This window comes from Alistipes sp. An31A (genome assembly GCF_002159425.1).
Lineage (GTDB): Bacteria > Bacteroidota > Bacteroidia > Bacteroidales > Rikenellaceae > Alistipes > Alistipes excrementigallinarum.
The window spans coordinates 1-25,476 of the sequence record NZ_NFIO01000001.1 but is presented as its reverse complement, the minus strand read 5'-3'; the positions used below and the strand labels follow the sequence as shown (position 1 = coordinate 25,476).

18 protein-coding genes and 1 pseudogene are annotated in these 25,476 nt (G+C 64.3%); 10 read left to right on the top strand and 9 right to left on the bottom strand.

Annotated elements, in window-relative coordinates:
* Positions 1–191: 191 nt before the first annotated feature.
* Positions 192–1,181, bottom strand: coding sequence for a polyprenyl synthetase family protein (locus tag B5F90_RS00095; RefSeq protein ID WP_087359662.1), 990 nt, complete (start codon positions 1,179–1,181; stop codon positions 192–194).
* Between the two features lie 103 nt (positions 1,182–1,284).
* On the opposite strand from B5F90_RS00095, the gene B5F90_RS00090 reads away from it, so the two are divergent.
* The 10 genes from B5F90_RS00090 to B5F90_RS00045 all read left to right on the top strand — a co-directional run bounded on the left by B5F90_RS00090 (position 1,285) and on the right by B5F90_RS00045 (position 14,256).
* Positions 1,285–3,834 carry a YfhO family protein gene (locus B5F90_RS00090; protein ID WP_143256063.1) on the top strand — a complete coding sequence of 850 codons (2,550 nt, stop codon included), beginning with the start codon at positions 1,285–1,287 and terminating at the stop codon, positions 3,832–3,834.
* 291 nt (positions 3,835–4,125) lie between these two features.
* Positions 4,126–5,007 carry a permease-like cell division protein FtsX gene (locus B5F90_RS00085; RefSeq protein ID WP_087359659.1) on the top strand — a complete coding sequence of 294 codons (882 nt, stop codon included), beginning with the start codon at positions 4,126–4,128 and terminating at the stop codon, positions 5,005–5,007.
* Positions 5,008–5,020: 13 nt separating this feature from the next.
* A complete protein-coding gene (locus B5F90_RS00080; RefSeq protein WP_087359656.1) occupies positions 5,021–5,281 on the top strand; it encodes a DUF3098 domain-containing protein in 261 nt (86 codons plus the stop codon).
* 95 nt (positions 5,282–5,376) lie between these two features.
* On the top strand, positions 5,377–6,174 hold the full coding sequence (locus tag B5F90_RS00075) for an undecaprenyl-diphosphate phosphatase (RefSeq protein WP_087359653.1): 798 nt from the start codon (positions 5,377–5,379) through the stop codon (positions 6,172–6,174).
* Entirely contained in the window at positions 6,171–6,914 is a 744-nt protein-coding gene (gene truB, locus B5F90_RS00070) for a tRNA pseudouridine(55) synthase TruB (protein WP_087359650.1), read from the top strand. The genes B5F90_RS00075 and truB overlap by 4 nt, the downstream gene beginning before the upstream one ends.
* Positions 6,915–6,960: 46 nt before the next feature.
* A complete protein-coding gene (gene queA / locus B5F90_RS00065; protein ID WP_087359647.1) occupies positions 6,961–8,010 on the top strand; it encodes a tRNA preQ1(34) S-adenosylmethionine ribosyltransferase-isomerase QueA in 1,050 nt (349 codons plus the stop codon).
* Between the two features lie 92 nt (positions 8,011–8,102).
* Positions 8,103–8,909, top strand: coding sequence for a glycogen/starch synthase (locus B5F90_RS00060; protein ID WP_087359644.1), 807 nt, complete (start codon positions 8,103–8,105; stop codon positions 8,907–8,909).
* A complete protein-coding gene (locus B5F90_RS00055; protein ID WP_087359642.1) occupies positions 8,893–10,587 on the top strand; it encodes a DUF4270 family protein in 1,695 nt (564 codons plus the stop codon). Before B5F90_RS00060 ends, B5F90_RS00055 begins: the two co-directional genes overlap by 17 nt.
* Positions 10,588–10,694: 107 nt before the next feature.
* Positions 10,695–12,995, top strand: a complete 2,301-nt coding sequence (gene topA, locus B5F90_RS00050) for a type I DNA topoisomerase (protein WP_087359638.1) — start codon at positions 10,695–10,697, stop codon at positions 12,993–12,995.
* Between the two features lie 58 nt (positions 12,996–13,053).
* Positions 13,054–14,256: a C1 family peptidase gene (locus B5F90_RS00045; RefSeq protein WP_087359636.1), complete on the top strand. Its 1,203-nt coding sequence runs from the start codon at positions 13,054–13,056 to the stop codon at positions 14,254–14,256.
* A gap of 1,450 nt (positions 14,257–15,706) precedes the next feature.
* On the opposite strand, the gene B5F90_RS00040 is transcribed toward B5F90_RS00045, so the two are convergent.
* From B5F90_RS00040 to B5F90_RS00005, 8 genes and pseudogenes are all read right to left on the bottom strand, one after another.
* Positions 15,707–16,441, bottom strand: a complete 735-nt coding sequence (locus B5F90_RS00040) for a 4'-phosphopantetheinyl transferase superfamily protein (protein WP_239307710.1) — start codon at positions 16,439–16,441, stop codon at positions 15,707–15,709.
* Positions 16,438–17,715 carry a gliding motility-associated protein GldE gene (gldE, locus tag B5F90_RS00035; RefSeq protein ID WP_087359630.1) on the bottom strand — a complete coding sequence of 426 codons (1,278 nt, stop codon included), beginning with the start codon at positions 17,713–17,715 and terminating at the stop codon, positions 16,438–16,440. The genes B5F90_RS00040 and gldE overlap by 4 nt, the downstream gene beginning before the upstream one ends.
* A 69-nt stretch (positions 17,716–17,784) precedes the next feature.
* Positions 17,785–19,110: a cell division protein FtsZ gene (ftsZ, locus tag B5F90_RS00030; RefSeq protein ID WP_087359627.1), complete on the bottom strand. Its 1,326-nt coding sequence runs from the start codon at positions 19,108–19,110 to the stop codon at positions 17,785–17,787.
* Positions 19,111–19,468: 358 nt separating this feature from the next.
* Positions 19,469–20,974 carry a cell division protein FtsA gene (gene ftsA, locus B5F90_RS00025; protein WP_087359625.1) on the bottom strand — a complete coding sequence of 502 codons (1,506 nt, stop codon included), beginning with the start codon at positions 20,972–20,974 and terminating at the stop codon, positions 19,469–19,471.
* A gap of 55 nt (positions 20,975–21,029) precedes the next feature.
* On the bottom strand, positions 21,030–22,130 hold the full coding sequence (locus tag B5F90_RS00020) for a hypothetical protein (protein ID WP_087359622.1): 1,101 nt from the start codon (positions 22,128–22,130) through the stop codon (positions 21,030–21,032).
* Between the two features lie 179 nt (positions 22,131–22,309).
* Complete coding sequence (gene murC / locus B5F90_RS00015; RefSeq protein ID WP_087359619.1) at positions 22,310–23,692, bottom strand: UDP-N-acetylmuramate--L-alanine ligase; 1,383 nt, start codon at positions 23,690–23,692, stop codon at positions 22,310–22,312.
* A gap of 90 nt (positions 23,693–23,782) precedes the next feature.
* Positions 23,783–24,889 (bottom strand): undecaprenyldiphospho-muramoylpentapeptide beta-N-acetylglucosaminyltransferase, encoded by a 1,107-nt coding sequence (murG, locus tag B5F90_RS00010; RefSeq protein ID WP_087359616.1) that lies wholly within the window; start codon positions 24,887–24,889, stop codon positions 23,783–23,785.
* A gap of 257 nt (positions 24,890–25,146) precedes the next feature.
* Positions 25,147–25,476, bottom strand: a pseudogene (locus B5F90_RS00005) (magnesium chelatase); the annotation flags it as partial.

Sequence of the window (25,476 nt, the reverse complement as noted above, 5' to 3'; positions counted from 1 at the left end):
TCCGCACCGCCGCATCTGCGGCCCGGCACTTCCGGCCCACGGACAGCTCCGGTCCTCCGCTCCCCGTCTGCACTTCCGGCCCCGGGTTCTCCGACTCTTTCGCTCTTCCGGCCCGGGTTTTCCGGCTCCTTGCTCTCCCGGCCGCACTTCCGGCCCCGGGTTCTCCGGCTCCTTCGCCCCCCGGCAGCGGCTCAGCGGTCGCGCTCGGCGACGTAGGCGCAGAGGTTGGCCAGCGCCGTACGGGCGGGCGAATCCTCGTAGGTCGAGAGCAGGTCGAGGGCCCGCCGGAGGTATCCCTGCATCACGCGGGCCGCAGCCTCGAGGCCACCCTCCTCGACCACCGTACGCTGGAGCAGCGCCACCGACTCCTCGTCCTCGTGGCAGCGGGCCAGACGCTCCAGCAGCTCGCTGCGGCGCTCCGCGTCGACACGCTCGAGCACGTCGAGCAGCGGCAGCGTGATTTTGCCCTCGCGCAGGTCGTTGTTCGAGGGCTTGCCGGTGCGGGCCGACGGCGAGAAGTCGAGGATGTCGTCCTGAATCTGGAAGGCCATGCCCAGCGCCTCGCCGAAGCTGCGCATAAGCTCCACCCGTTCGCGGGGCGCACGCACGGCCAGCGCACCGACCGAAGCGCTCGTTCCGAGCAGGCTGGCCGTCTTCTTATGGATGATTTCGAGGTAGCTCTGCCGCGTGGTGTTCTGCTTCTCGGCGCAGTCGCTCTGGAAAATCTCCCCTTCGCAGAGCGCCGTAATTGAGTTGCAGACGTGGGTCACCAGGTCGAACTGACCGCTCGAAAGACCTATGTTCATATTACGGGCCAGGATGTAGTCACCCAGCAGCACCGCCTTGCGCGACTGCCAGCGGGCGTTGACCGAGGCCCGTCCGCGGCGCTCGGCCGACTCGTCGATGACGTCGTCGTGGATGAGCGACGCCACGTGAATCATCTCCACAAGCATCGCCGCCAGCGAGACGCGCGGCCCCAGACGTTCCGTCTTCACGGGCGCATTCATCGCCGCCGAGAGCATCACCAGCGTGGGGCGAATCCCCTTGCCGCGCGACGAAAGCGCATAGCGCAACATCTCTTCGAGCAAATCCCCTTCTGCCGTAAACTGCCGGGCCACAAACGCATCAAACTCCTCCAGGTCGGCCGCCACGGGTTTGCGGATTATATCGAGTGTTATCATAAACGGATACTCTTTTGCTTCGCAAAGATAGTTATTTTTCGCCACAACGACGCGTGAGTAAATGTTTTTTCGTACCTTTGGCAGTCGGTTAACCACTGAAACGATGAATTTTCCGAACGATACGAAGGCCCGATGGATGGCCCCGGCAGCGGCCCTGCTGCTCTTTCTGGTGGTGAGCATCTTCTACTTCGCGCCCCAGTTCCGGGGCGAGGTGCTGCCCCAGCACGACGTGCTCCAGTACCGGGGCATGAACAGCGACATCGAGCGCACGCGCACCCAGACGGGCGAGGACCCGCAGTGGACCGGAGGCATGTTCGGCGGCATGCCCGCCTACCTGATTAACGTGGCCTATCCGGCCCAGCTGGTCAAGCAGAGCGTCGGCCGCATCTCGAAAATCATGGACATCCCCGCCTCGCTGCTCTTCTTCTCGATGGTGGCCATGTGGCTCATGCTCCTCATGTTCGGCGTCAACCCCTGGGTGGGCATCGTCCCGGCGCTGGCCTACGGACTCTCAACCTACTTCCTGCTGAGCATCGGCGCGGGCCACATCACCAAGATGTGGGCCGTGGTCTACGCACCGCTGATGATGGGCGGCGCGTGGATAACCCTGCGGGGCAACATGTGGGTCGGCGGCGCGCTGACGGCGCTGGCCGCCTCGCTCGAAATCGGCGCCAACCACCCCCAGATTACCTACTACTTCCTGCTGGCGATGGGGCTCTTCTGGCTCTCGGAGGGCATCGTTGCGCTCCGGCAGCGCCACCTCGCCTCGTTCGCCCGCCGCACGGCGGTGCTGGCCGCAGCGGGAATTCTGGCCGCCGGCTCCAACTTCTCGCCCCTCTGGTACACGCTCCAGCACTCGAAGGAGACCACGCGCGGCGGCTCGGAGCTCGCCGAGGCGGGCGAGGAGACCTCCCGCGGCCTCGACCTGGAGTATGCCACGGCGTGGAGCTACGGCCGCGCCGAGAGCTTCAACCTGCTCGTGCCCGACTTCATGGGGCGCGACTCGGCCACCGGCTTCTCGTCCGACGGCGAAGTGGCGGCCGTATTGAACGACTACGGACTGCGCGGCGCCGCCGAACAGCTGCCCGCCTACTGGGGCGAGCAGCCCTACACGGGAGGCCCCACCTACCTCGGCGCCGCGGCGCTGATGCTCGCCGCGCTGGGCATCGCCCTGGCCAGCGGCCGCAACAAGTGGTGGCTCGTGGCGGCCAGCGTGGCGGCGCTGCTGCTCGCCTGGGGCCACAACTTCATGGGACTCACCCAACTGGCGTTCAAATACCTGCCCGGATACGACAAGTTCCGCACCGTGACGATGATTCTGGTTATCGTGCAGTGGGCCGTGCCGCTGCTGGGCGCGCTGGCGCTCATGCCGCTGTGGCGGGGCGAGGTGCCGCGCCGCAGGCTGTTGCGGGCGCTGGGCTGGTCGGCCGGCATCACGGGCGGCCTCTGCCTGGTACTGGCGCTGGGCGGCGGGTCGCTCTTCGACTTCGGCCGCACGGAGAGCACGACCTTCATGACCGACCAGTTCCACCACATCTTCCAGGCCAACGGCATGCAGGAGTACATCGACCGCGGTGCCGACGTCGAGTGGGGCGAGGCGGCGGGTGCCGCCATGGCGGCCGAACGGGCCCGGATGATGAGCGCCGACGCGTGGCGTTCGCTGCTCTTCGTGGTGCTGGCGGCCGGATGCGTGGCGCTCTATGCCTTCGGGCGCATCCGGCGCGGGGCGCTGGTGGCGCTGCTGGGCGTGGTGGTGGTCGCCGACCTGCTGCCGGTCGACCGCCGCTTCCTCTCCGACGAGAACTTCGTGCCGGCCCGCCGCCAGCAGATTGTACCCACGGCGGCCGACAAGGAGATACTGGCCGACAAGGGTGAGCCCGGATACCGGGTCTTCAACCTCACGGTAAGCCCCTTCAACGACGCCACGACCTCCTACTTCCACCGCTCGGTGGGCGGCTACCACGGCGCCAAGCTCTCCCGCTACCAGGACCTCATCGACCGCTACCTCTCCAACGGCGACGAGCAGGTGCTCGACATGCTCAACACGCGCTATCTAATCGTCCCGGGCGACGACGGCACCCCGCAGATCGTGCGCCGCACGACGGCCTTCGGCGCCGCATGGTTCGTCGACAGCCTTCTCGAGGCCTCCACGCCCCGCGAGGAGATTGAGCTGCTGGGGCAGGTCAACCTCCGCACGACGGCCGTCGTGGCGGAATCGGCACGGGAGGCGATGCAGGGATTCCGGCCCGCGAAGGAGGACTCCCTCGCCACGGCGCGCATCACCCTGACGGAGTACCGGCCCAACCGCCTCGTCTATGAATACAGCGCCCCCCGGGAGGCGATGGCTCTCTTCTCGGAAATCTACTACGACAAGGGCTGGCGTGCCTTCGTCGACGGGCAGGAGGCCCCCTACTTCCGGGCCGACTACCTGCTGCGGGCCATGCTGCTCCCGGAGGGCGACCACACCGTCGAGTGGCGTTTCCGCGCCCCGGGCTGGGGTGCGGCCGAGACGGTGACGGGCATCTGCTCGGCGCTTATCCTTCTGGGAGCCGTCGCGGCGCTCCTCCTCTCGCTGCGCCGCCGGAAGGTTGCCGGCACCGACACGGAGCAGCCCGACGGGCCCAAATCTCAAAAGGGGCAGAAGGGCGAATAGTCCGCCCGGACAGGACAACCGGGGAACGACCAGGCAGGGCGGCCGGGGGAAATATGCCGGGATGCGGCGGGCGGAGGAAATAACCGGACTGCCGCCGGGGAGCCGCGGAAAGCCACAGGAGACCAAAGGTGACTGCGAAGAGTGGTCGGGTGCCACGGAAAGCCACCGGAAAACCGCCGGAAAAAGCCACCGAGAGGCTTCGGGAAGTTGCAGTGCAGGAGGCAACCTGGAAAAATGCTGGAAAAACGCCGGTCGGGGCCGCAGGGTCGGCCGGCAAATCGGAGACAAGAGATGAAAGACGACAAGAGACTCAAGCGGAAAGTCCGCAATTCATACATCGTATCGACCGTCAGCGTGGCGCTGGTCCTCTTTTTGCTGGGGTCGGTGGGATACCTGATGGTCGCCGCCATGAAGATGGCCGACACGCTGCAGCGGAGCATCGCCGTGACGGTCGAACTGCGCAACGGACTCTCGGAGGAGGAGCGCGAGGCCATCAACCGCACGCTGACGGCCGAAGAGCTGGTGGCCACCATCGCCTTCTCGTCGAAGGAGGAGAAGATTGAGGATGCCGAGTTCCGCAAGATGTTCGCCAGCGAGTTCGAGGAGCTGCTGGGCGAGAACCCCCTGCGCGACTCCTTCGAGCTGACCCTCACGGCCGGCTCGTCGGACGAGGAGCAGCTCGACGCCTTCATCGCCCGCACGGAGGCGCTCGAAGGGGTGGAGTGCGTCTCCTACCCGGCGCAGGTGGCCCGACAGATGCACGCCACGGTGGGCAAGATACGGCTGGTGCTGCTGCTCTTCGGCGGCGCGCTGCTCGTCATCTCGCTCATCCTGCTCAACAACACCATCCGGCTGGCCATCTTCTCGAAACGCTACCTCATCAACACGATGAAGCTCGTCGGCGCCACCAAGTGGTTCATCATGAAGCCCTTCCTGGCCAGCAGCGTCACCCAGGGGCTCGTTGCCGGAGTGGTCGCCTCGCTGCTCTTCGCCGCCACGGTCTACGGGCTGAACGAGGCGGTGCCCGAGCTGCTGACCATCGCCGAGGCGACCAAAATCGCCATCATCGTCGGCGCGATGCTGCTGGGGGGCGTGGTCATCTCGCTCCTCTTCACGCTGGTGGCCCTCAACAAGTTCGTCAACATGAAGTCCAACAAGATATATCTTTACTGATACCGATTCACCGATGAAAAAAGAGCACAAAACGCCTTCGGAGCAGAGCGACCCCCGCATGCCCCTCACACGGCGCAACTACATCCTGCTGGCCGTCGGCTTCGCCGTCATCCTTCTGGGGTTCATCCTCATGGCAGGCGGCGGCAGCGACTCGCCCGACGAATTCAACTACGCCATGTTCTCGTGGCGGCGCATCACGCTGGCCCCGATTCTGGTTGTCGGAGGATTCGTCATCGAAATCTTCGCCATCATGAAGCGCTTCCGCAACGAATAAACCCGCCCGACGGTCGCTCGCGTCGCTGCGCCCCGGCCCCAGTGACCCGTCCCGGCGCGGCGCCTCCGCACAACGACAAAAAGCCTATAGAAACAATGGATACACTGCAAGCCATCCTGCTCGGAATCGTGCAGGGCATCACCGAATTCCTCCCCGTCTCGAGCAGCGGCCACCTTCAGATTGCCAAGGAGCTGCTGGGCGTCGAGCTGGAGGAGAACCTCTCGTTCGACGTCACGCTCCACGCCGCTACGGTGCTGAGCACCATCGTCGTCTTCTGGCACGAAATTGTCCGCCTCATGCGGGGGCTCTTCTCGCGCCGCTTCAACGAGGAGCAGGCCTACGTGCTCAAGCTCCTCCTCTCGATGCTCCCCATCGGCATCGTGGGCTTCCTCTTCAAGGAGCAGCTCGACGCGCTGCTCGGCTCGCCCGCCATCCTGGCCATCGTGGGGGCCATGCTGTTGCTGACGGCCGCCCTGCTCGCCTTCGCCTACTACGCCAAGCCGCGCCCCAAGGAGCGGATTTCCTACCGCGACGCCCTGCTCATCGGCGTGGCGCAGGCCTGCGCCGCCATGCCCGGACTCTCGCGCTCGGGCTCGACGATTGCCACCGGCCTGCTGCTGGGCAACCGCAAGGCCGCCGTGGCCCAGTTCTCGTTCCTCATGGTGCTGGCCCCCATCATGGGCGAGGTGCTGCTCGAGGCCGCAAAGGGGGAGCTGTCGGCCGGCATCGGCACCGTGCCGATGCTCTGCGGCTTCCTGGCCGCCTTCATCTCGGGATGGCTCGCCTGCCGCTTCATGATTGGAATCGTCAAGCGCGGCAAGCTCATCTGGTTCGCACTCTACTGCGCCGCCGCCGGCATCGTCTCCATCCTCAGCTACACGCTCCACGCATGACGCCGCAACACGACCTGCGCGATGTAAACTTCGAGGAGGGGTACATCGCCGTCATCGACAAGCCGCTGCGCTGGACCTCGACCGACGTGGTGCGCAAGGTGAAGTTCGCCCTGCGCCGCGCTGGCTACCGCAAAATCAAGGTGGGCCATGCCGGAACGCTCGACCCGCTGGCCACGGGCATCCTGCTGGTCTGCATCGGCCGCGCCACCAAGCAGGTCGACGCCCTGCAGGCCGAGGAGAAGGAGTATGTGGCCGACGTGATGCTGGGGGCCACCACCCCGAGCTACGACCTCGAGCACCCCGTCGACCAGACCTACCCCATCGACCACATCACGCGCGAGGGGGTCGAGCAGGCGCTCGCCGCCCTCACGGGCGAACGGCTCCAGACGCCGCCCCTCTACTCGGCCAAGAAAATCGAGGGGACGCGCGCCTACGAACTGGCCCGCGCCGGCGAGGAAGTGGCGCTGCGCCAGGCGCTCATCACCATCTACGAGCTGCGGCTCGAGGAGTACGACCTGCCCCGCATCCGCATCCGCGTGCGCTGCAGCAAGGGGACCTACATCCGCTCGCTGGCCCGCGAAATCGGCGAGGAGCTCCACAGCGGCGCCCATCTGACCTCGCTGCGCCGCACGCGCAGCGGCGGTTTTACGGCCGACGAGGCGTGGCAGCTCGACGATTTTATGAAAAAACTCTCGGAAATTGAAACAAAAAAGACTTTTCCACGTATAGAAAAATACTGATTGTTTGTTGTTTCAAGCGTCGAAAAGTCAAATTTCTCAACATATCATGAAACTTTCGCAATACGGCTACGACTTCAGCCCCGACATGCTGGCCAAATATCCGGCGGAGAACCGTGACGAGGCGCGGCTGATGGTCATCAACCGCTCGAAGGGTACCATCGAGCACCGCATCTTCAAGGATATTCTCGACTACTTCGAGGAGAAGGACCTCTTCGTCTTCAACGACACGAAGGTCTTCCCGGCCCGCCTCTACGGCAACAAGGAGAAGACGGGGGCCGAAATCGAAATCTTCCTGCTGCGCGAGCTCAACCGCGAGCTGCGGCTGTGGGACGTGCTGGTCGACCCGGCGCGCAAAATCCGCATCGGCAACAAGCTCTACTTCGGCGACGACGACCTGCTGGTGGCCGAGGTCATCGACAACACCACCTCGCGCGGCCGCACGCTGCGCTTCCTCTTCGACGGCTCCTACGACGAGTTCAAGGCGGCGCTCTTCAAGCTGGGCGAGACGCCCCTGCCGCGCTGGGTGCGCGAAAAGGTCGAGCCCGAGGATGCCGAGCGCTACCAGACCATCTTCGCCCGCCACGAAGGGGCCGTGGCTGCCCCGACGGCCGGCATGCACTTCTCGAAGCACCTGATGAAGCGCATGGAAATCAAGGGGGTCGACAGCGCCTTCATCACGCTCCACGTGGGTCTGGGCAACTTCCGCACGGTCGACGTCGAGGACCTCTCGAAGCACAAGATGGATTCCGAGCAGTTCTTCGTCACGGAGGAGGCGGCCGAGGCGGTCAACAACGCCAAGCGCAGCGGCCACAAGGTGGTCTCCATCGGCACGACGGTGATGCGCACGCTCGAGACGGCCGTCTCGACCAACGGCATGATCAAGCCCATGGAGGGGTGGACCAACAAGTTCATCTTCTACCCCTACGACTTCACGGTGGCCGACGCCATGGTCTCGAACTTCCACCTGCCCTACTCCACGCAGCTGATGATGGTGGCGGCCTTCGGCGGCTACGACACCGTCATGAACGCCTACAAGGTGGCCAAGCAGGAGGGCTATCGCTTCGGCACCTACGGCGACGCGATGCTGATTCTTTAAGAAATTTTTCGTATCTTTGCACGGACGCATCCCTGCATCGCCGGGCCGACGCTCACCCGAGGCAGGGTGCCATTCACCGAAAACAGTCTGTCATGGCATCAAAGATTCTGTACGTGTGTCAGGAAATCGCCCCCTATCTGCCCGAAACGGAGGAGGCGAAGCTGTGCCGCATGCTTTCGCAGGCAATGCAGGAACGCGGGAATGAAATCCGCACGTTCATGCCTCGCTACGGGTGCATCAACGAACGGCGGCACCAGCTGCACGAGGTAATCCGCCTCTCGGGCATGAACCTCATCATCGACGACAACGACCACCAGCTCATCATCAAGGTCGCCTCGATACCCTCGGCACGCGTGCAAATCTACTTCATCGACAACGACGACTACTTCGCCCGCAAGGCGGTGCTCAAGGATGCCGACGGCAACTACTTCGCCGACAACGACGAACGGGCCATCTTCTTCGCCCGCGGCGTGCTCGAGACGGTCAAGAAGCTGCGCTGGACCCCCACGGTGGTCCACTGCCACGGCTGGCTCGCGAGCGTGGTGCCGGTCTATCTGAAGCGAATCTTCGCCGACGACCCCATCTTCAGAGATGTGAAGATTGTCGTCTCGCTCTACGACGACAGCTTCCCCGGTGAACTGGAGCGTGAGTTCCGTACGAAAATCGCCCACGAAGGGGTCAAGGACAAAAATCTGTCGATTCTCGAGGCCCCGTCATACGAAAATCTCTGCCGCTTCGTTATGAAGTATGCCGACGGTGTGGTCGTCGGCTCCGCAGGAGCGGATGCCGCGGTCGTCGAACTGGCCCGCCGCAGCGGGAAACCCCTGCTCGAGTACCAGTCGCCCGACGAGGCAGACTTTTTCGACAATTACAACCGATTCTATGAAGCACTCCAATAACCTCAGCCGTGTGCTCCGGAGCCTGGCCGTCGTGGCCGCCGCCGGAGCGATGACTTTTGCAGGTTGCACGAAGGTGGACGACACGCTGGGCTCGAACCTCATTCCCGAAAACCAGGAGTTGAAGGCGGGCTTCACGACCCTCGGCGGGCGTCTTGCCAACGGAGAATTCAACCCCAACAAATACTTCGAAACGCGCCTCTACCAGACCGATTCGATTATCTCGTCGAATCTCGGCTCGGGCTACATGGGTACGATGCTCAGCGACACGTTCGGACTGCGTACGGCGGGCTTCCTCTCGCAGTACGTGAGCTACTACGCCGTCGACTCGGGATACTTCGGCTACCGGCCGATTTTCGACTCGGCGCAAATCATGCTCGGCATCAGCAGCTACACGGGCGACACGCTCCAGCCCCAGACCTACTACGTCTACGAGGTGCTGAGCAACAAGTACATCACCGAAAAGCCTCTGGGCGAGGGGAAGAGCGAGCGCGACTCGAACTACTACCTCAACTTCGACCCCGTAAAGGAGGGCATCATCTCGGCCGACTCGAAGCCGCTCTTCGAGTTCACCTTCCCCGACGGGAAGAAGACCGGCCCGGCGACCACCGCCGTGACGATGACGGCCACCGACGAGGGGCGCGCCTTCGTGCGGCGTCTGATGCTGCAGGAGGGCAAGTACAAGGACGACTACTCGGTCTACAGCCTCGACAGCATCGAGCAGTTCATCGAGGAGTTCAAGGGGCTCTACATCATCCCCAAGGAGGATGCCACCTCGGGCGGCGCCGTCTATACGACGAAGCTCGAATCGACCGGACTCTCAATCTACGGACGTAACCGTCTGGAGAGCGACCCGACGCTCATCAAGGATACCATCGGACTGGTCTTCTACTTCTACGACGAGCAATCCAAGGCGGGCAACCTCTCGGTCAACACCATCCGTCGCGACTACAGCAAGGCGACCGTCAGCGGCGATTTGCGCATCAACCTCGACGACGCGGTCGAGACGAACGAGGCGCGTCCCGAGAACCGCCGCATCTTTGTCGACGGCATGGGCGGCGTCCTCTCGGAGCTGACCTTCACCGAGGAGTTCTTCAAGGAGCTGGAGGCCGTGCGCCAGCGGGAGAACGAGCTTGCGCAGCGCAAGGACCCGGCGCTCTGGTACACCAACATGGGCGTCAGCCAGGCGAAGATGTCCATCTACTTCACCGACAGCGACTACGACTGGCAGAGCATCCCCAACCTCAGCTCGCTCATCGACGAGATGGACCGCTCGATGGAGCGTCTGGGCTCCTATACCAACTTCAAGAAGCTCTCGGGCATCTCGGACTACGCCTACGCCTACGAGCAGCAGTACAGCTCGACGCTCTCCTACGGCGGCTACATCAACCGCAGCCGCGGCTGCTACGTGCTCGACATCTCGGCCCATCTGCAGGAGCTGTGGAACAGCTACATGAAGGAGAAGAAGCGCCTGGGATTCGAGCGCCTCTCCTACGACGAGCTCACCTCGGAGGAGAACTGGAGCCGCATCGACTGGGACAACATCGAGAAGCGCTCGTTCTACATAGGTCCCGAAGCCTACTCGCTCTTCACGCCGACCCACGCGGTCATCCAGGGCGAGAACGACGGTCAGAACACGGCCCCCATCCGGCTCGATTTGACCTACACGATGCTCAAGTAAACGAAGGTGCAGAACAAGCAACCAAGCAGGAAAAAGAAAATACCGACCGCGGACAACCTAAGTGCGATACTTAGGTTTTCGCGTTTTAGGACAGAGAGATACAGAACATGCAGGAAAATTTAGTAATCGTCGAGTCCCCGGCCAAGGCCAAAACCATCGAGAAGTTCCTCGGCAAGGACTACGTCGTCAAATCGAGTTTCGGACACATCCGCGACCTGGCCAAGAAGGACCTCGGCATCAACATCTCGGAGGGGTTCAAGCCCGTCTACGAAATACCGAGCGACAAGAAGAAGGTGGTCGACGAGCTGCGGAAGCTCTCGCAGAAGACCAAGACCGTCTGGCTCGCATCCGATGAAGACCGCGAAGGAGAGGCCATCGCATGGCACCTGACCGAAGTGTTGGGTCTCCCCGTGGACCAAACCAAGCGCATCGTATTCCACGAAATCACCAAGCGGGCGATTCTCGACGCCATCGAGCACCCGCGCACGGTCAACATGAATCTGGTCAACGCCCAGCAGGCGCGCCGCATTCTGGACCGTCTGGTGGGCTTCGAGCTCTCGCCCGTGCTGTGGAAGAAGGTGCGGCCGGCGCTCTCGGCGGGCCGCGTGCAGAGCGTTGCCGTACGGCTGCTCGTGGAGCGCGAGCGCGAAATCATCGCCTTCCATTCGACCCCCTACTACCGCGTCGTGGCGCAGTTCCACGCCGCCGACGACCCCGACAAGACGCTCTTCAAGGCCGAGCTCTCGTCGCGCTTCGAGACGCGCGAGGAGGCCGAGGCGTTCCTGCGCAGCTGCATCGACTCCACCTTCACGGTGGCCCGCGCCGAGGAGAAGCCCGCACAGCGCTTCCCGGCGCCGCCGTTCACCACCTCGACGCTCCAGCAGGAGGCGGGCCGCAAGCTGGGCATGAGCGTCTCGCAGACGATGTCCGTGGCGCAGCACCTCTACGAGCAGGGTCTCATCACCTACATGCGTACCGACTCGGTCAACCTCTCGCAGCAGGCGCTGGCCCAGTGCAAGGAGGAGGTCATCAAGCTCTACGGCGAGAAGTACTCGCGCTGGTACAACTACAAGACCAAGACCAAGGGGGCCCAGGAGGCCCACGAGGCCATCCGTCCATCGTACATCGACCGCCAGACGATTGAGGGCACACCGGCCGAGAAGCGGCTCTACGACCTGATTTGGAAGCGCACGGTCGCCTCGCAGATGGTCTGCGCCGAGCTCGACCGCACGACGATTGTCATCGACATGTCGGGCTCGCAGCAGCAGTTCGTCGCCACGGGCGAGGTGATTCGCTTCGACGGCTTCCTGCGCCTCTACTCCGAATCGACGGACGACGAGCAGAGCGAGCAGAGCGGCGAGGGCCTTCTGCCGAAGATGGCGAAGGGCGACCGGCTGCTTGCCCAACAGATTACCGCCACGGAGCGCTTCACGCAGGCCCCGGCCCGCTACAACGAGGCCTCGCTGGTCAAGCGGCTCGAGGAGCTGGGCATCGGCCGTCCGTCGACCTACGCGCCGACCATCACCACGATTATCAACCGCGGCTACGTGGTCAAGCAGAGCAAGGAGGGGCAGAAGCGCACCTACACGCAGCTCACGCTCGCCGACGGGCGCATCTCGGAGAAGAGCCTCACGGAGAACTTCGGCAAGGAGAAGAACCGCCTCCAGCCCACCGACATCGGCATGGTGGTCAACGACTACCTCGAGGCGCAGTTCAGCCCCATCATGGATTACAACTTCACGGCCAACGTCGAGAAGGAGTTCGACCGCATCGCCGAGGGCGACATCACGTGGGAGAAGATGATAGAGAACTTCTACGGTCCCTTCCACCAGATGGTCGACAAGGCGATGGGGACGCAGAGCGACAAGTCGAACATGACGCGCATCCTGGGCACCGACCCCACGACGGGCCACGTGGTCAAGGCGCGCATCGGCCGCTACGGCCCGATGGTCGAGATTGAGGGTGCCGCGGGTGAAAAGAGCCGCTACGCCTCCCTGAAGAAGGGTCAGCTCATCGAGTCGATTACGCTCGAGGAGGCGCTCGAACTCTTCTCGCTGCCCCGCAACGTGGGCGTACTCGACGGCGAGACGCTCATGGTGGGCATCGGCAAGTACGGGCCCTACGTGCGCTACGGCAAGAGCTTCGCCTCGCTGCAGCGCGGCGACGACCCCTACACCATCACCTACGAGCGGGCCGTCGAGCTGATTCGCGCCCAGCAGGCTGCCGCCGCTGCGGCCCACACCCCGCTCAAGAGCTTCGACGAGGAGCCAGAGCTGCTGGTCAAGAACGGCCGCTACGGACCCTACATCGCCTACAAGGGGAAGAACTACCGCATCCCCAAGGGGCGCAACCCCGAGGAGCTGACGCTCGAGGAGTGCCGCGACATCATCGCCCACTCGAAGAAGTAGCAGCCGGCCGTAGCGCCGAAATAGGAAAACGAATATTCACAAACCCAAAAACCGTATCATGAAGAAACTTCTGACCCTCATCGCGCTCTGCGGGGCCCTCACGGCCGGAGCGCAGACGCCCACAGCGGCCGACACCGCCTCGGGCTACCGCTTCACCGACCTCAAGGTGCTGCGCACGACCCCCGTCAAGGACCAGAGCCGCAGCGGCACCTGTTGGTGCTACTCGACGATGACCTTCCTCGAGAGTGAAATCCTCAAGGCCGGCGGCCCCGAGATGCACCTCTCGGAGATGTGGATTGTCCGCCACTCGTTCATGGACAAGGCCGAGAAGTACATCCGCATGCACGGCACCATCAACTTCGCCGAGGGAGGCGCCTCGCGCGACGTGACGGAGGGCATCAAGGCCCACGGCATCGTCCCCTTCGAGGTCTATCCGGGCTTCAACTACGGCACGCCCAAGGCCGACTTCCACGAACTCTCGCTCGTGCTGAAGAGCTACCTCGACGCCGTGCTGAAGGCCAACGAACAGAGCAACAAGGCCCTCTCGACGGCCTGGAAGCGCGGCTTCAACGCCCTGCTTGACGCCTACTTCGGCCCGATGCCCGAGCGCTTCACCTACGAGGGCAAGGAGTACACGCCCGAGACGTTCGCCGCGTCGCTCCCCATCGAGTTTGACAACTACATCGACATCACCTCCTTCACGCACCACCCCTTCTACGAGCCCTTCATCATCGAGGTGCCCGACAACTGGATGTGGGGCCAGGCCTACAACCTCCCGCTCGACGAGATGATGCAGGTCATCGACCATGCGCTCGACGAGGGCTACACCGTATCGTGGGGCACCGACGTGAGCGAGAAGGGCTTCAGCCGCACCAAGGGCATCGGCATCGTTCCCGAGGCCGACCTCGAGAGCATGAGCGGCACCGAGGCCGAGAAGTGGGGCAAGCTGACCGACCGCGAGAAGGAGGCTGCGCTCTACAAGTTCGACAAGCCGGGCAAGGAGCTCACCATCACGCAGGAGCTGCGCCAGACGGCCTTCGACAACTTCGAGACGACCGACGACCACGGCATGGTGATTGTCGGCACGGCCAAGGACCAGGCGGGCAACAGCTACTACAAGGTGCAGAATTCGTGGAACACGGTGCCGCCCTACGACGGCTTCTGGTACTTCTCGCGCCCCTTCGTAGCCTACAAGACCACCTCGATTATGGTCAACAAGCAGGCGCTGCCGAAGGATATTCGCAAGAAGCTCGGACTCTGACCCGCCACCGTGCGCAACAACCGCAAGGGAGCCCTGCCGGATAACCGGCAGGGCTCTCCTGTTTTATCCGCACGACAGCATGCCGCAGCAGCACAACCCCGGCCGCCACGTACAGTCACCTACCCTTCCGCAGAGCAGGCACAACCACCGCAACACCTCGGCATACATATTCCCCACCGTCTCGACGCCTCGGACAACCCCACCAGCGCCGGGCCCCAACGCTCCAACGCAATTCGCCAGCGCCATTCAAGACACTTCCCCGCCGCCGCACGCAGCCCCACTCCGTCCCGACGCCTCGGACCACCTTACCAGCGCCGGGCCCCAACGCTCCAACTCCCCGTCGCAACGCTCCCGTGCCATTCAAGACACTCCCCTGCCGCCGAACACCGACCCCACATCGTCCCGACACCTCGGCCCCCCGCCGACACCGGGCCACGCCTCGCCGCCGGGCCCCAATGCTCCAACTCCCCGTCGCAACTCGCCCGCCTCATTCAAGGCACACCCCTGCCGCCGCACAACGGTTCCACCGTCCCGACGCCTCGGACAATCCCGCCGACACCGGAACCCGCCACGCGCCGGGCACTGCCTCACCTCACCGCCGGGACCCAACGCTCCAACATTCCGCCGCAACTCGCCAGCGCCATTCAAGACACTTCCCCACCGCCGCACAACGGCCCCCACACCATCCCAACGCCTCGAACCACCCCGCCGACACCGGGACCCGCCCCGCGCCGGGCACAAAAAAATCCGGCTCTGCGAGCCGGACCTATTCATTTGTCAGTAATTTTTCAGTAAAAAACAGGCGATTACATCTCGCGCAGACGAATGCTCTCACCCAACATAATCAAAGCGGTGCGTACCCACTGATTAATCCTTGCCCTCATAACTAACTAAATAATTTTAATTAATTCTTAAAATATTTTATCATTTATGACGGGTGCAAAAGTAATGCACGGAAAGGAAATGTGCAAGAATTTTATTCAAAATATTTATTAAATATCTAAATTTTTTGAATAAACTAACTGCAATCGTGCACAAACCTTGAAAGGCTACGCGGCTCGAAAAACATTTACAGATTAAATTACAGATACATACAACAATGGAGCCGGCAAAGAAGGATAAGAGGGGAGGGGACGGAAATGAGGGGTAGCCAAAAAAACGACCCCGGAAACAGCCGCAAAAAGGGAACTGCCCGTCACACAAGGGAGGTGTAAAGCTACTGGGGGGGAGACGGGGGAAGAACAGGAGAGAAAGAGTGGAACAGGGAGGGAAGACAAAGCGGAAGACAGAGCGGAGCGAAACAGAGAAGAACAGAGAAGAACAGAGAAGAACGGAAAAGTACGGAAAAGTACGGAAAAGTACGGAAAAGTACGGAAAAGTACGGAAAATAGAAAAGGGAAGAGAGGAATAGAAATGGTGTGAACCCCGAAAAATGTCCGGGAAGAGCGCCTCAGCAGCGCCAGACAACCACGCAGTCGTCGATGCAGCGCAGCTGCAGCTCGAGCGGCTCTCCGCCGCAGATGCGCCCTACGATACGCCCCGCTTCAAAGTCGACCCCGAGCACCTGCACGTCGCGCTGCAGCTCCAGTTCGCGTCGCCCGGCATACTTGTAGAGCGCCTCCTTGGCGCACCAGAGCGCCGCACCGAGCCGTTCGTCCGTCGAGAGCGTCCGCTCCCGGGGGGTCATGCAGCGGGCAAGCGCCGCGCCGAAGTTACGCGACACCGACTCGATGTCGACGGCACACCGCTGCCGCGAGATGCAGACGGCAACCCGCTCACGGCAGTGCGACACCCCGATGAAGTACCCCTCGGGCGAGGTGACCACCGGAGCCCCCACCCCGTTGTAGCCAATCACGGCGTCGCGTCCCAGCTCGCGGCGCACCAGCGTCCGCCAGGTGAGGTATTCGCTCCGGCGCCGCGCGGAGCCGAAGCGGGCCGCCTCGGCGCGCTCCTCCTCCGTAGTCCAGAGGTCGGTCTCGGCCGCCGCAAGCGGCTCGGAGAGCAAAAGCTTCCCGGGAGCAACGGCTGAATGGGGTGCCGCTGCAGAAGAGGGTGCCGCTGCAGAAGAGGCTGTCGTATCGGAAGGCATCGCCGCGTCGGAGGAGGTTGTCTTGACGGGCGCGGGCGTAGCGTCAGAAGAGGAGGTCATGGCCGGATGGGGCCTCGCGCCGGAGGGGGTCGTCATGGCAGCGTCACGAGAATCTTGTCGATGCGGTGCCCCTCGACCTCCTGCACCGTGAAGCGGATGTCGTGCGTCGTGAAGCTGTCGCCCTTGCGCGGGAAGTCACGCCTGAGCTCCAGCATCAGCCCCGCCAGCGTCTCGGCCTCGCCCTTGACGTCGGAGAAGAGGTCCTCCTCCAACTCGAGCACCCGCTCGAAGTCCCCGATGTGGGTCTTGCCGTCGAAGAGGTAGTTCTTGGCGTCGAGCCGCGTATAGAAGCTCTCGACCGTATCGCTCTCGTCCGAGATTTCGCCCACAATCTCCTCGATGATATCCTCCAGAGAGACCAGACCGAGCGTCGAGCCGTACTCGTCGACCACGATGGCCATGTGGACCTTGTTGCTCTGGAACTCGGCCAGCAGGTCGTTGATTTTCTTGTGCTCGGGGACGAAGTAGGCCTTGCGGATGAGGCGCTGCCAGGCAAAGTCGTCGCCGTGGTTGATGTAGGGGAGCAGGTCCTTGACGTAGAGCGTGCCGCGGATGTTGTCCACCTCGTCCTCGTAGACCGGGATGCGCGAGAAGCCCGACTCGATGATGACCCGCTTGACGTGCTCGTAGCCCTCCGTAATCTCGATGGCCGTGATGTCGACGCGCGGCTTCATGATTTCCTGCACCTCGGTATTGGCGAAGTTGACGATGCCCGAGAGCATCTCGTGCTCCTCGGGCGAGGAGCTCTGCGTCATGTCGACGGCATCGGCCAGCTCGTCCAGCGAGAGCTCGCTGCGGTGGGCCGCCTTCTCGCTGATGCGGCTGCTCGTGCGGACCAGAATGTAGGAGAGCGGGTAGAAAATCCAGCGCAGCACCAGCAGCGGACGCGCCGCGAAGCAGGCGAAGCGCACCGGCACCGTCTGAGCGAAGACCTTGGGGAGAATCTCGCCGAAGAGCAGCAGCAGGAAGGTCACCAGCACGCTCTTGAAGAGGAACTCGAAGCGCAGGAAGGTGAAGGTGGCGTCGATGACGTTCGACGTCAGGATGACGATGCAGATGTTGACCAGGTTGTTGACCACCAGAATCGTGGCCAGCAGCAGTTCGACGTTGCCCAGCAGTTTGAACACCCCTTCGCTCGAAGCCGAGCGGCGCTCGCGGATGCGGCGCACGTCGTTGTGCGAGAGCGAGAAAAAAGAGGTCTCGGCACCCGACACGAGCGCAGAGACCATCAGCAGACAGAGCGAGACGATGCACAGCACGACGGTATGCGTCGTCACTCCGTTGAATGCTATCCAGGAACCGGTTTCCAAAGTTTGCGTGTGTTAGTATGATATCGGAAGGGGCCTCCGCACATGGAGGGCGCCTCCCCCATCGGTGGCTCAGTCGAAGAGCGACCCGCCGTGCGGCTCCTGGCGGTGTGCGTTCTCCGACGCATCGTCGCGCAACACCTCCTTGCGGCCGCCCGAGACCTGGACGACGAACTTCGAGTTGCGGGTCTGGTAGGCGGGGCGGCTCAGCAACGCCTCGATGTTGCTGTAACGGGTCGACTTGGCCCCCAGCACCACCTGCTCGGGATGCACGCGCTGCGTCTCGGCAGCCGCCGCGGCCGGCTTGATGGGGATGAGCTCCGATTCGGCCGCCTGCTTCTCGCGCAGCGTCTGCGCCGTGCGGCGGGGCGGCACGGGCGACATGCCGTGCTCCTCGTCGTCGTTGTCGAAGCCCGTGGCGACCACCACCAGCTCGATGGCGTTGCCCAGCTGCGGCTTCTCGCTCGTTCCCCAGATGATGTTGGCGTTGTGGACCGTGCCGTCCTGGTCCTCCACCGTGGCGTGCATCTGGATGTACTCCAGAATCCGAACCACCTCCTCGTACATGAGCTCCTCGGCATTGGCCACCGAGATGTTGAGCAGGATGTTCTTCGCACCCGAGATGAGGTTGTGGTCGAGCAGCGGCGAGCGCAGCGACGCTTCGGCCACCGCCTCGGCGCGGTTCTCGCCCTCGGCCGTGGCGACGCTCATGTGGGCGCGGCCGCTGTCGCGCATCACCTTCGAGACATCGGCGAAGTCGACGTTCACCAGGTCGCTCTCGACCGTGATGATTTCGGCGATGCCCTTGGCGGCCGAGGCCAGGATGTCGTCGGCCTTGCCGAAGGCCTGCTTGAGCGAGAGGCGTCCGTAGATTTCGAGGATGTTCTCGTTGTTGATAATCAGCAGCGAGTCGACGTTGCGGCGCAGCTCCTCGATGCCGCGGTAGGCCTGGTCGTAGCGGATGCGCCCCTCGACGGCCAGCGGCGAGGTGACGATGGCCACCGTGAGCAGCCCCATCTCCTTGGTCAGCTTGGCGATGACGGGCGAGGCGCCCGTACCGGTGCCGCCGCCCATGCCGGCGGTGATGAAAATCATCCGCGTGCCCGACTCCTCGAGGTACTGCTTGATTTCGGGCAGCGTCTCGACGGCAGCCTTGCGGCCGTTCTCGGGGTCGTTGCCGGCGCCGAGGCCCTCGCTGCCGAGGCGGATTTTCTTCTCCACGGGGCTCTTGTCGAGCGCCTGCTGGTCCGTGTTGCAGACCATGAAGTCGACACCCTTGATACCCAGGTTCCACATGTGATTCACGGCATTGCCGCCGGCACCGCCGACGCCCACCACCATGATTATCGAGCCGTCCGTCCTCGTAGCCTTGATTTCGGACATCAAATCGTCAGTCATATCGTTTCGTAACTCTCTCTTTGGTCAAAAACTCGACAGCCGCACGCCTTCGCGGCACAGCCGTCCAACTCTCTCTTGCTTCAGGCCTCCGGCCCGGTTCCGCCGCCTTATCTACTCTGCGCTTCCCCGGATGCTCCCCGGCTGCGTCACTCCCCGGCTTCCGCCTTACCTGTGGTCTCCGGACGCACCCCGGCTCCGCCGCCTTATCTACACTGCACTTCCCCGGATGCTTCCCGGCTTCGTCGCTCCCGGCTCCTGTGCTCCCGGCTCCTGTGCTCCCGGCTCCCGCCTTACCCGTGGTCCCGGCGCACTCAGGCCTTGTCGCCCTATCCACGCCGGTACCCTCCGCACGCGGGCGTCAGATATCCTCGTCCTCGGGGCCGCCGAAGCTCTCGTTGATTTTCTTGAGAGCACCCTGCAGCAGCGAGCCCAGACCGCCGCGGCGACGACGGGGTTCCTGCTGCGGCTCCTCCTCGTCGTGACGGGGCTGCTGCGGCTCGGTCTCGGCCGGTGCAGGCTCCGCCGCAACGGAGTGCGATGCAGACTGCGGCGCATGGTAGGGATGCGGCGCCGGCTGCGGCCGCGGCATGGTGCGCAGCGGCTGCCGGGCCGAGGGCTCGGTGCGGGGCGCCGCCGCTTCGGAAGAGGCTGCGGGCTGCGGCTGAGGCTGCGGTGCGGTGCGGTGCGACGCCGGCATCTCAACCACGGCGCAGGCGCCCGTCTGGGAGCCCTTGAGCAGAATGCCCACGGCCGTCGAGAAGGCCGGGTCGGCCACATGCTCCTTCGATTCGGCGGTGATGCCCGCCTCGGGCAGCGCGACGCGCACATCCATCCGCGTGACGCGGCGGAAGAGCTCGTCGAGGTCCTTGAGCCGGGCCGAACCGCCCGTCAGGACGATGCCGCAGGCCAGGCGGTCGGCATAACCCGAGTCCTTGATTTCCTGGGCAACGAACTCAGCAATATCGGTAGCGCGCGCCTCGATGACCGTAGCCAGGTTGCGCAGCAGAATATCCTTCGCGTCGCGGGCCGTGCGGCCGTTCACGCGGACGAGCTTGTCTTCGGGCGCCAGTTCGGCCACCGCCGAGCCGTAGCGCAGCTTGAGGCTCTCGACCAGCCGCTCGGGGACACCCATCGTCCGGATGTCGCGGTTGATGGCCGTAGCACCCATCGGGATGCAGGCGATGTAGCGCACCACGTTGTGGTAGTAGACCGTCACGTCGGTCACGCCGCCGCCCACGTCGACCACCGCCACGCCCTCCTCCTTCTCCTCGGGGGTGAGCACCGCTTCGGGGGTGACCAGCGCATTGGAGAAGACACCCGCCATGCGGATGCCCAGACGCTTGAGCGCCATGTCGAGCCGCTGCATGGGGGTCTTCAGGCAGAGGATGAAGTTGAACGTCGACGAGAGCTTGCGTCCGAACGACCCCACGGGGTTCTTCACCTCCTGGTTGTCGTCGACCACGTAGTTCTGGGGCACACGCTCCATGATGGTCTCGTCGTCGGGCGCCTGGACGTTGCGCATGCGGTCGAAGAGCGCCTCGACGTCGCGCTGGCAGACGCCGTTCTGGGGGTCGAGGACAAAGACGTGGTCCGTATGGCGCGCACAGCGCACGAAGTCGCCCGAGAGGCCCGCATAGGCTTCGCTGATGCGGAGCCCCAGGCGCGCCTCGACCTCCGAGACCGCCTCGCGGATGGCATTGCTCACCAGTTCGATATTCTCGATTTTACCGGCCCTGACCCCTTCGACGGGTTTCGACACGACGCACTCCACGTCGAGCGCGCCTTCGGCATTGCGGCTGCCGACGGTGACCACGACGTTCGACGTACCCAAATCGACAGCGACCGTATAACTCTTCCTTTCCACGTTTATTTATCCAAATATAGTTATCTCCCTCATGTGCGGAGCGCGTCGCCGGCCGCTACTTCCGGCAGACCACGCGACCCCTGTACTGGACACTCACCGTTGCGAACTCGTCCCAACCGAGCCGGCCCAGTCCGCGGCGGTAGAAATCCGCAAGCAAATCGAACTTCTCGTCGACCCGCTCGATGCGCCCGAAGAGAATCCGAAAGCGGCCGCTGCGCGGGATGAGCTCCACCTCCAATGCGCCGCTGGGGGCCGTGTGGGCCACAATCTGAACCACCTCCGACCTCCAGAAATCATCCTCTTCGAGGAACTCTACAAAGGTAAGGAGTTTCGTGAAATCTTCGTAGCTTTTCTCCAACTTTTTTTGTTTGCGGCGCTCGGCCTCCTGACGTGCCGCAACGGCCTCAATCCCCTCCTGCACAAGGCGTGCCTCGTAGCGGTAGCTGCGCCGCAAATCGGCCTTGTGGCTGCGCAGCTTCTCGACCCGCTCTTCGAACTCCTTTTCGCTCTCGAAGCGCCACCAGCGCCGCTTGATGCGCATGCGGCGCAGCGCGCGGATGTTCTCGTCGTTCTGCAGCTCGCGGCGGAAGTAGGGGTACTTCTCGCGCTCGAGCTCCTCGATGCGGCGGTCAATCTCCTCGATGCGGCCGTCGACATAGTCGCGCACCGGTCCCGAATAGGAGGCGGGGAAGGGCGGGCGGTAGCTGCCCGTCACCACCGGCACGTAGAGCGACGAGGAGCGCGGTGCGGCGAAGGCGAAGCCCTCCTGCGTGACGTAGGAGTTCCAGCCGTCGGTCAGCATCCGCAGCAGCGGGCGCCGCTGGCGGATGTCGACGTGCAGCGTTCCGTCGTAGCGGACGTAGGCGTCGACGCGGCTCACGAAGCCGTTGTCGGCAATCAGCCGCTCGATGCCGCGCAAATCCACCTCGCCGACCTTCGCGCCGACGGTCTTCAGGCCGCTGCGGCCAATCCACGAGCGGACCTGCGCCGTCGAGACCAGATGGCCCTGCGAGGTGCTGTCGCGCACGTCGACCACCAGCCGCGTCACCTCGCGCGCGGCGCGCTGGCGGTGCGCCGCCGCGGCCGACCAGATGATGTATCCGGCGACTGCTGCCCACAGAAGGGCTGCTGTCAGGTATTTGAGCGGGCGGGACATCGTGTGTCGGCTCTCTTCTTTACGGGTTGTTTATCGGTTATGGTCTCTTGTCTAAGGGCGGACCCGCCGGGCGCACTTATCGGGTGCACTTGTCGGGGGCATTCCGCGGGGGCGTTCGTCGGGTGTCCGGGCCTTTTTTCTCCTCCTCCCCCGGCCGGGCGGACCCGGGGCAGGGCCTTTCAGGCCTTGGGGCGCAGGGCCTCGGCGATGGCCTCGCAGCAGGCGTCGATGTTGCCCGCACCGAAGCTCACCACCACGTCGGTATCCATCGCGGCGACGGTCCGCGCCAGCTCGCTGCGCTCGACGATGCGGCAGGGCACCGTCACGCGCTCGGCAATCAGCTCGCTCGTCACGCCGGGAATCGGCTCCTCGCGGGCCGGGTAAATCGGCAGCAGCACCACCTCGTCGGCATGCGACAGCGCCTCGGCGAACTCGACGTAGAAGTCGCGCGTACGGGTGTAGAGGTGGGGCTGGAAGAGCGCCGTCACCCTCCGTCCGGGGAACATCTGCCGCACGGAGGTGAGCGTTGCGGCCAGCTCGCGCGGATGGTGGGCGTAGTCGTCCATGTAGACCTGGCGCGGCGTGTTGATGTAGAACTCGAAACGGCGCTTCACCCCCGAGAACGATGCGAGCGCCTCACGCACCCGTGCGGCGTCGAGGCTCTGCCCCTCGTGGTGCGCGGCGCACCAGACCGCGGCGACGGCCGCCACCGAATTCTCGATGTTGACCCACCCCGGCACGCCAAGCGTGCACTGCTCGACCACGCCGTCGGGCGTCACCACGTCGTAGCTGTAGTGGCCGCCGCCGATGAGGCGGATGTTGCGGGCGTAGAAATCGCACGGCGTATCGTAGGCGTAGCGGTAGACCGTGATGTCGGGGTTGTCGAGCAGGATGTCGACCCCCTGCTTGATGACGAGGCTCCCGCCCGGCCGAATCTGACGGACGAACTGCGAGAAGGCCTCCTTGACGGCCTCGTGCGTGCCATAGATGTCGAGGTGGTCGGCATCGGCCGAGGTGACCACCGCCACGTCGGGCCACAACCGCAGGAACGAGCGGTCGAACTCGTCGGCCTCGACCGCCAGGCGCGGTCCGTCGCCCAGCACGAGGTTGCCGTCGAAATTCTTCGAGATGCCCCCCAGGAAGGCGCTGCCGCCCCCCGTCAGGTGACGGTTGAGCCATGCGACGAGCGTCGTGGTGGTCGTCTTGCCGTGGGTGCCCGCCACGGCCATCACATACTTGCCCTGCGTCAGATGGCCCAGCATCTGCGAACGCTTCTCGATGCGGAAGCCGTGGTCGGCAAAGTAGCGCAGCTCGGCGTGGTCGGCCGGGATGGCCGGCGTGTAGACCACCATCGTCCGCTCGGGACGGAGGAACTCGGCGGGAATCGCCCGCACGTCCTCCTCGTAGTGAATCAGCGCGCCCTCTTCGGCAAGACGGCGCGTGAGGGGCGACTCCGTGCGGTCGTAACCCGCCACGCGCTTCCCCTCGTGGATGAAGTAACGGGCCAGGGCGCTCATGCCGATGCCCCCGATGCCCAGAAAATAGATGTTGTCGAACTCCATAGTCTCTCTTATCATTTCAACGTGCGTCACCCGTTGTGCGGATGCGTCACCCTCCTTGTACGGGCGCGTCACCCTCCTTGTGCGGGCCCGCTACCGCTTCATCACCCGCACAATTTCATCGACGATGCGCTCGGCCGCGTCGGGACGGGCCAGTGCCTCGATGTTGCGGCTCATGCGCCGCAGCGCCTCCTCGTCGGCCAGCAGTTCCAGCGCACGAGGCATCGCCTCGGTGCGGCAGACGGCGTCGGGGACGAGCAGCGCGGCCCCCTTGTCGGCCAGCGCGCGGGCATTCTTCGTCTGATGGTCCTCGGCCACGTTGGGCGAGGGGACGAAGAGTACGGGCTTGGCCACCAAGCAGAGCTCCGAGACGGTGCAGGCGCCGCTGCGCGAGATGACCAGGTCGGCCGCCGCATAGGCGTAGTCCATCCGCTCGATGAAGGCCCCCTGCCAGATGCCCCGTACGGGGTGGGCCGCCAGGAAGGCCTGCATCTCACGCTCGTAGTACTTGCCCGTCTGCCAGATGACCTGAACCGGGGCCTCGCCCCCGCCGAGCGAGAGCAGCCACGTCTTCATCATCTCGTTCAGGGAGCGCGTGCCGAGCGAGCCGCCGACAACCAGCACCACCTTGCGCCCGGGCGTGAAGCCGAAGTAGTCGAGCGCCTCCGCACGCGGCGTGCCGCTCTTCGAGAAGCGGCCGCGGAGCGGGTTGCCCGTCAGGACGATTTTCTCTTTGGGGAAGAAGCGCTCCATCCCCTCATAGGCGGTGCAGATGCGGCAGGCGCCCCGCGCCAGAATCTTGTTCGTCACGCCGGCATAGGAGTTCTGCTCCTGGATGACGGTCGGCACCCCCATGCGCTGGGCGGCCCACAGCACCGGCGCGCTCGCATAGCCGCCGAAGCCCACCACCACGTCGGCCCCGAAGGAGCGGATGACGTTGCGGGCCTGGCAGATGCTCCGCAGCACCTTGAAGGGGACCAGCAGGTTGTGCCACTCCAGACGGCGCTGCAGCCCGGCAATCGGCAGCCCGACGATGCGGTAGCCCAGCGCCGGGACCTTCTCCATCTCCATCTTGCCCTCGGCGCCGACGAAGAGCAGTTCGACCTCCTCGCCGAAGCGGCGCCGGAGCGCCTCGGCCACGGCCACGGCGGGATAGATATGGCCCCCCGTGCCGCCGCCCGAAAGAATAATGCGTTTCATCGTATTGCGTTTGCTGCCGCCGTCAGAGGCCCCGAGGGACCTCCGGCAGCGGCATGTTCCATTGTTTTTGTTCCGTTCCTCACGCCGGGCATGCGGATGCGCCGGCGCCCTTCGCGCGGCTGCGCCCGAGGGTCTTCGGCCCCGGGTTCGGCTCGATTCCAAGCTTCCCTGTCCCGGCTCCATTCCAAGCTTCCCCGGCCCGGGGTCCTCGGCTTGCCCCGCTTCGTGAAGGCTCCACCCTCGCCCCCCCCAGAAGGCTACCGACCCCAGCTTTCGCGGTCGAGCGAGCGGTAGTTGATGGCCTCGGCCACATGGGCGGCCGAAATCCGCTCCTCGCCGGCCAGGTCGGCAATCGTCCGCGCCACCTTCAGAATCCGGTCGTAGGCGCGGGCCGAGAGTCCGAGCCGCTCCATGGCCCGCAGCAGCAGCGCCTCGGCCGCCGCGTCGAGCGGGCAGAAGGCGCGCAGCATGGCGGAGGTCATCATCGCGTTGGTGTAGAGCCCCTCGATGCCGCGGAAGCGCTCCCGCTGGAGGCTGCGCGCACGGATGACCCGCTCGCGGATGACGGCGCTCCGCTCGCCGGGGGC

What these genes read in the sequence shown, in the direction of transcription:
- B5F90_RS00040 (WP_239307710.1), bottom strand. Translation starts at nt 16,441, where the DNA reads ATGACGACCCCCTCCGGCGCGAGGCCCCATCCGGCCATGACCTCCTCT.
- B5F90_RS00060 (WP_087359644.1), top strand. Translation starts at nt 8,103, where the DNA reads ATGGCATCAAAGATTCTGTACGTGTGTCAGGAAATCGCCCCCTATCTG.
- B5F90_RS00080 (WP_087359656.1), top strand. Translation starts at nt 5,021, where the DNA reads ATGAAAAAAGAGCACAAAACGCCTTCGGAGCAGAGCGACCCCCGCATG.
- murG (WP_087359616.1), bottom strand. Translation starts at nt 24,889, where the DNA reads ATGAAACGCATTATTCTTTCGGGCGGCGGCACGGGGGGCCATATCTAT.
- B5F90_RS00045 (WP_087359636.1), top strand. Translation starts at nt 13,054, where the DNA reads ATGAAGAAACTTCTGACCCTCATCGCGCTCTGCGGGGCCCTCACGGCC.
- topA (WP_087359638.1), top strand. Translation starts at nt 10,695, where the DNA reads ATGCAGGAAAATTTAGTAATCGTCGAGTCCCCGGCCAAGGCCAAAACC.
- B5F90_RS00085 (WP_087359659.1), top strand. Translation starts at nt 4,126, where the DNA reads ATGAAAGACGACAAGAGACTCAAGCGGAAAGTCCGCAATTCATACATC.
- B5F90_RS00090 (WP_143256063.1), top strand. Translation starts at nt 1,285, where the DNA reads ATGAATTTTCCGAACGATACGAAGGCCCGATGGATGGCCCCGGCAGCG.
- B5F90_RS00095 (WP_087359662.1), bottom strand. Translation starts at nt 1,181, where the DNA reads ATGATAACACTCGATATAATCCGCAAACCCGTGGCGGCCGACCTGGAG.
- ftsZ (WP_087359627.1), bottom strand. Translation starts at nt 19,110, where the DNA reads ATGACTGACGATTTGATGTCCGAAATCAAGGCTACGAGGACGGACGGC.
- B5F90_RS00075 (WP_087359653.1), top strand. Translation starts at nt 5,377, where the DNA reads ATGGATACACTGCAAGCCATCCTGCTCGGAATCGTGCAGGGCATCACC.
- murC (WP_087359619.1), bottom strand. Translation starts at nt 23,692, where the DNA reads ATGGAGTTCGACAACATCTATTTTCTGGGCATCGGGGGCATCGGCATG.
- queA (WP_087359647.1), top strand. Translation starts at nt 6,961, where the DNA reads ATGAAACTTTCGCAATACGGCTACGACTTCAGCCCCGACATGCTGGCC.
- truB (WP_087359650.1), top strand. Translation starts at nt 6,171, where the DNA reads ATGACGCCGCAACACGACCTGCGCGATGTAAACTTCGAGGAGGGGTAC.
- B5F90_RS00055 (WP_087359642.1), top strand. Translation starts at nt 8,893, where the DNA reads ATGAAGCACTCCAATAACCTCAGCCGTGTGCTCCGGAGCCTGGCCGTC.
- B5F90_RS00020 (WP_087359622.1), bottom strand. Translation starts at nt 22,130, where the DNA reads ATGTCCCGCCCGCTCAAATACCTGACAGCAGCCCTTCTGTGGGCAGCA.